The sequence below is a fragment of the Alteromonas sp. ABH4_457 genome, assembly GCF_056160625.1.
Window position 1 is genome coordinate 1 of sequence record NZ_JBSWXN010000012.1, and the last position, 5,319, is coordinate 5,319.

Annotated in this window: 6 protein-coding genes and 4 tRNA genes; all 10 read right to left on the minus strand. The window is 44.9% G+C overall.

What is annotated here, in order from left to right; translation table 11 throughout:
• Positions 1-85 (minus strand): GTP-binding protein (locus ACXAGR_RS23670; RefSeq protein ID WP_043003843.1); only part of this gene is annotated, 85 nt, incomplete at its 3' end.
• 70 nt (positions 86-155) lie between these two features.
• A tRNA-Thr gene (locus ACXAGR_RS23675) sits at positions 156-231 on the minus strand.
• An 8-nt stretch (positions 232-239) separates the two neighbouring features.
• A tRNA-Gly gene (locus ACXAGR_RS23680) sits at positions 240-314 on the minus strand.
• A 33-nt stretch (positions 315-347) separates the two neighbouring features.
• Positions 348-432 (minus strand) — tRNA-Tyr (locus tag ACXAGR_RS23685).
• A gap of 13 nt (positions 433-445) precedes the next feature.
• Positions 446-521 (minus strand) — tRNA-Thr (locus ACXAGR_RS23690).
• A 116-nt stretch (positions 522-637) separates the two neighbouring features.
• On the minus strand, positions 638-1,378 hold the full coding sequence (locus ACXAGR_RS23695; RefSeq protein ID WP_474852903.1) for a type III pantothenate kinase: 741 nt from the start codon (positions 1,376-1,378) through the stop codon (positions 638-640).
• Positions 1,368-2,354, minus strand: a complete 987-nt coding sequence (gene birA / locus ACXAGR_RS23700; protein ID WP_474852905.1) for a bifunctional biotin--[acetyl-CoA-carboxylase] ligase/biotin operon repressor BirA — start codon at positions 2,352-2,354, stop codon at positions 1,368-1,370. The genes ACXAGR_RS23695 and birA overlap by 11 nt, the downstream gene beginning before the upstream one ends.
• Positions 2,351-3,340: a UDP-N-acetylmuramate dehydrogenase gene (gene murB, locus ACXAGR_RS23705; RefSeq protein ID WP_474852907.1), complete on the minus strand. Its 990-nt coding sequence runs from the start codon at positions 3,338-3,340 to the stop codon at positions 2,351-2,353. The genes birA and murB overlap by 4 nt, the downstream gene beginning before the upstream one ends.
• Positions 3,341-3,476: 136 nt before the next feature.
• Entirely contained in the window at positions 3,477-4,028 is a 552-nt protein-coding gene (gene gmhB / locus ACXAGR_RS23710) for a D-glycero-beta-D-manno-heptose 1,7-bisphosphate 7-phosphatase (protein WP_474852908.1), read from the minus strand.
• 144 nt (positions 4,029-4,172) lie between these two features.
• Positions 4,173-4,769, minus strand: coding sequence for a PEP-CTERM sorting domain-containing protein (locus tag ACXAGR_RS23715; RefSeq protein WP_474852910.1), 597 nt, complete (start codon positions 4,767-4,769; stop codon positions 4,173-4,175).
• Positions 4,770-5,319 lie beyond the last annotated feature (550 nt).

A 5,319-nucleotide genomic window follows, 5' to 3' on the forward strand; every position in this document is an offset into this window, starting at 1 on the left:
TCAGAGTGGTTTTACCGTGGTCAACGTGGCCGATTGTACCCACGTTTACGTGGGGTTTCGTACGTTCAAACTTTTCTTTTGCCATTTTTCTAGTATCCCAGCAAAGTTACGTTAAAAATAAAAAACAATTAATTTAAACATGAGCTGGGGAGAAATGGTGCTGATAGGCAGATTTGAACTGCCGACCTCACCCTTACCAAGGGTGCGCTCTACCAACTGAGCTATATCAGCACGGAAATTGGAGCGGGCAGCGGGAATCGAACCCGCATCATCAGCTTGGAAGGCTGAGGTAATAGCCATTATACGATGCCCGCGTTCCTAATTCTCTGGCCACCTCAATGAAAAAGTGGTGGAGGGGGCAGGATTCGAACCTGCGAAGGCTGAGCCGGCAGATTTACAGTCTGCTCCCGTTGACCGCTTGGGTACCCCTCCAGAGTTTGATGAATGGTGCCGACTGCCGGAATCGAACTGGCGACCTACTGATTACAAGTCAGTTGCTCTACCAACTGAGCTAAGTCGGCTCCTCATCAAGTGGGTGCGCATTCTAGAGTAAGTTATTACTCCGTGCAAGTGTCTTTTTTATTTTTTTTCGTTTTTTTGTCAGAGCGTTTTACTCTTTCAAATTAAACGAAAAATGTTACGCAAAAAGCTGACTTCTTGCGTAGCGGGCAAGACCTTGCACCACCAAATTCGCGGAACGGATAGTATCAGTGGAATGATTTATTGCAAGCATATTTTTATCTCCACCGCCGATAATTACAGCAAAATCGGATCGTTTGCTTAGCAAATAATCAATCACGCTTAAATAAACACCATTTAGTGCTGCATGACAGCCCTGTGCAACGCACATTTCAGTAGAAGAGCCCGGTGCTAAATTTTGCGGTATTGAGTTGTCTGAGGTGACTCTTGCTGTATTTTTAACCAGAGCATCACGCATAAGATGAAAACCGGGACTTATCCAACCGCCTAAATGTTGACCATCTTCAACAAAATCACAGGTAATTGCAGTACCCATGTCGATCACACAAAACATTTTTCCGGTCATTTCCTGTGCAGCGACCATCGCCAGCCACCGGTCGACACCCATTTTTGTGACATCTTGATAGCTGTTGCGTACCCCAAAATTTTCTTTTTCGGTAAAAATTTCCTGAATGACTCTATTTTCTGTGTCACAGAAATGAATAATTTTTTCTGAAATGTCTTTTTTACCCACATTAGATAAAAAAATATGGGAGAAATGTGTATCCGACAGCCAAAGAATAAATGCATCTGCATCTGTATGAACAAGAGGCTCTGAATCTTTAACATCAGCAAGAGCAACAGACTTTATTCTGCTGTTGCCGGCATCAACCAACAGAACGGCGGTATCAGATACCACGAAGGCTTACCTCACCGCCATGGAAGCGGGTAATACCGTCTTCAGTTTCTACCAGCAGCGCCCCGCTCTGATCCACACCACGGTCAATACCGGAGAAACGCTTGTCGCCCATTTGCAAAACAATTTTCTTGTCTGCAAATAAATCCAGAGATTCCCAGTAAGGTACAAACTTGCCGAAGCCCCGCTGAGTAAACTCAGGCAACAGCTCCCGTAGTGATTCGATAACAGCAGCAGCAAGCCTGTTGCGGTCGGGCACTTCACCTAAGTAGCCGGTTAAATCACTGTGAGGTTGACCTACATCATACTGGGTGTCGGGTACATTCACGTTCAGGCCAATACCAATGACACTGTGCGCAGTAGCGCCGATCTGGCCCTCAACTTCAATGAGAACACCGGCCAGTTTACGGCCATTCAGATAAATATCATTCGGCCACTTAAGCTGAGCATCTTCAATTTTGAATTTTCTTAACGCTTCGCAGATGGCCACCCCAACGAGAAGAGACAAACCGGCCATGCTTTGATATCCATCCGGAAAAGACCAATACATAGACATAGTCAGACTGCCTCCCACCGGCGCAGTCCATTTACGACCATGACGGCCCTTACCGTCTGTTTGAACTTCGGCAAGTATTACGTCACCATCAGCTAAATCGTGCCGTGCTGTTGCAATACGTTTTTTCATTTCTGTATTGGTGGACGCCAGTACCGGCTCTACCTGTATGGTCGACAACCCAGGTCTTGCCAGGTGTTTTTTGATTTGCTCTGTGCTGAGCAGAGGAAAGCCCTGATTCAATCTGTAACCTTTACCTTTTACTTTAAATACATCCAGGCCCCAGTCAGCAAGCTGCGAAATATGACCTGCCACAGCGGTTCTTGAAAGCCCTACCTGCTGAGCAATAATTTCCCCGGAATGAAATTGTCCGTCAGCCAGTACAGACAAAATGTGCTGTCGTATAATTTTCGAGGCCTGCTTCATAACGTAATTACTCCGGATTTGCCCACAAGCCTGACTTCCGGCTCCAGCTGAATATCAAATTTTTCATTTACGGCATTAATAATATCACCCGCCATCTTGATCACGTCCTCACCGGAAGCGTTTCCGGTATTGGTCAGCACCAAAGGTTGCGTGGGGTGGCATCGCACACCACCCGTTTCGCGACCTTTGAATCCACATTGATCGATTAACCAGGCTGCCGGCACCTTTTTACCGCTCCCGGCTGCAAACCCCGGGACTTCTCGGTATGTATCTTTAATTTTTTCGTAACGGGCCGCGGTAATGACAGGGTTTTTAAAGAAACTACCGGCATTGCCCAACAGATCAGGATCAGGCAGCTTTGCCTTTCTCACTTCAATCACTTTGTTATAGATACTTTCCGGTGTCGGGTCATTCAGTGTTGCAAGCTCTCCATAAGACACAATCAGCTCGTTATCTACCGGCAGACGAAAATTAACGTAGGTGATCAGTACGTTTCCCGACAAACGGCGTTTAAACACACTGTCGCGATATCCAAATTCACATTCATCGTTGGATAACGTGTGCTGTTCACCGGTGGTGATATCAATATACTCAACAGACTCGATATATCTGCCGACCTCGAGACCATAAGCCCCGATGTTCTGTATTGGAGCTGCACCTGCAGACCCGGGGATCAGTGCCAGATTTTCTAAACCGTACCAACCATTATCTAAACAGTGAGTAACAAGGTTATGCCAGTTCTCACCGCCGGCAACGCGCAGCCTGTAAGCATCTTCCGGGGTTTGGACCTCTATCCCGCGCATGCCATTGATAAATACCGTGCCGTCAAAATCGGATAAAAACAGCGTGTTGCTGCCTCCGCCCAAAAGATAGCTACAGGCAGACTCCCGCCAGTTCAGGAGAAACTCATCCGGCGTTGTAAAATGGCAAACTGCTTTGCAATTGGCCGGGAGGTGGAAAGTGTGGTGTGATGTTAGTGTGGGCACAGTCTAATAATACTTTTTCTCTTTGCCGCAATGGTAGGCGAACTGACCAGAGAATAAAAGCATCGCAGCGCGTAAAGAGGGTCACTAACTATTGGTTTTGCAAAGGTGGACTATTTTATATCGTTATCTGTTTTTTTTATTTACCGGTATGATTAAAAAAATGGGTAACCACGTCGTATAAATTATTGCAGGTAACGTAATCACCTTCTTTGTTCTCATCATCTTTGCCTATTTTGTACAACTGAGAAATTCCCGCTCTGCGTCCTGCTTCAATATCAGACAGTTTATCCCCTACCATGACGCTTTCACTGAGTGAGATATCAAATTGATCCGCGGCCTCAAGCAGCATACCCGGTTCGGGTTTTCTGCATGAGCAATCTAGCAAATATTTCCCTTCCCCATGTTTACTATGGTGCGGGCAATATTTTACGGCTTTAATATTGATCCCTTTCTTCTCAAATTCACCGAGCATCCATGTAGTTAATAACATAAACGCTGTTTCGTCGTAATAGCCCCGCGCAATACCGGACTGATTTGTAACGACGATGATTTCATATCCATTTTTTCTGATGGTGCGGCAGGCATCGAAAACTCCCGGAACAAAATCAAATGAATCCGGCGTGGAAATATAGCCGTGATCAATATTGATAACGCCATCACGGTCGAGGAAGAAGGCTTTGGCTTTCATGTTTTACTAGTAAGAAAATATTTAGAGGCAAGTGTATCACTCAGCCGGAAATGAGGTAAAAGAATTAGCCAACAAGGCAATGTGAAAAGCCGCACGAAAGTGCGGCTTTAATGAGGTATGGTGTTTGTGATTAAACTAAGTTACTTACGAACGACGAAAGCGACGTAGAGCAACAAGAGACAGAGCAAACATACCTAATGTAGCAGGTGCAGGAACACTTGTAGCAGAACCCGGACCTGTACCAATTGGAACGCTGGAAATACCGGTAATAGTAAACAACTGAGCAGCAGTCATTGTATCTACACAGCAAGAGGTACCTGTGAACAGACCCCAGTTACCGTTACCCAATACGAGTGGATCGGTGTAGAACCAATCATTCTCAAAATCTGAATCACTCCAGTGACCTACATCCGCGGCCCAGCCATCTAATACACCTGAAGCTACCAAAGCGTCATTTGATGCAGTATTTCCACCGACATCATTCATCACGCCTGTCCAGTTAAACAGCTGCCAGCTAGCAGTATTTTGAGTAGATGCCGAGGCATCCCATGTACCGATTCTCACCCCTCCATTGTCAGAATAGGCGCTGGACTGATTGCCATGCCAATGCTGACCGTACATACGGATAGTTCCATTACCCAAATCTTTCCAACCAAAAGCAACAAGGTGCGCGTTTGCCTGGCCTGCCAGACAAAGAACACCAGCACAAACAACACTGATTTTTTTAATCCATGAATTCATAATGTAATCCCTTCGAAGGTTAATAGTTTTATAGACGACCCAAAACCATTTATCGTCTGATGACCTGATAGCAGAAATCGCGCCAGGATCAAGAATTAAACTTTAGTCTTGTATTTCAGTATGTTGAATCGGGGATGACTGTTACTTTGTTTAAATTGTAAACATATTTGACAAAGAGATAATATTGCTCTTCAGGTGATTAGAATTTACTAATACTTTACACTGAATGATTTAATTTTTAAGAGACTAGTGGCATTCAAAACTAATAATAAAGTACCAAGCATTCATCAAAACAATAAATAACAGACAATTTATATGTAAAGTAACCTGACGGAAGGTACAGGGTAAGTTGTAGTTGAACGCAGATTTCAGTCCAATCAACGTTATGATCTGATCCAAACTCTCCAATTGAAAAAGAAGGATAAACAGGATTCGTTGAAGCTCGGAAAAGATTCCGGGCAGAGAACAGAAACGAAAAAAGCCCGCTCAGATGAGCGGGCTTCTTCGTAATTGGGAGCCTGACGGTGTGCTACTCTCACATGGGGAGACC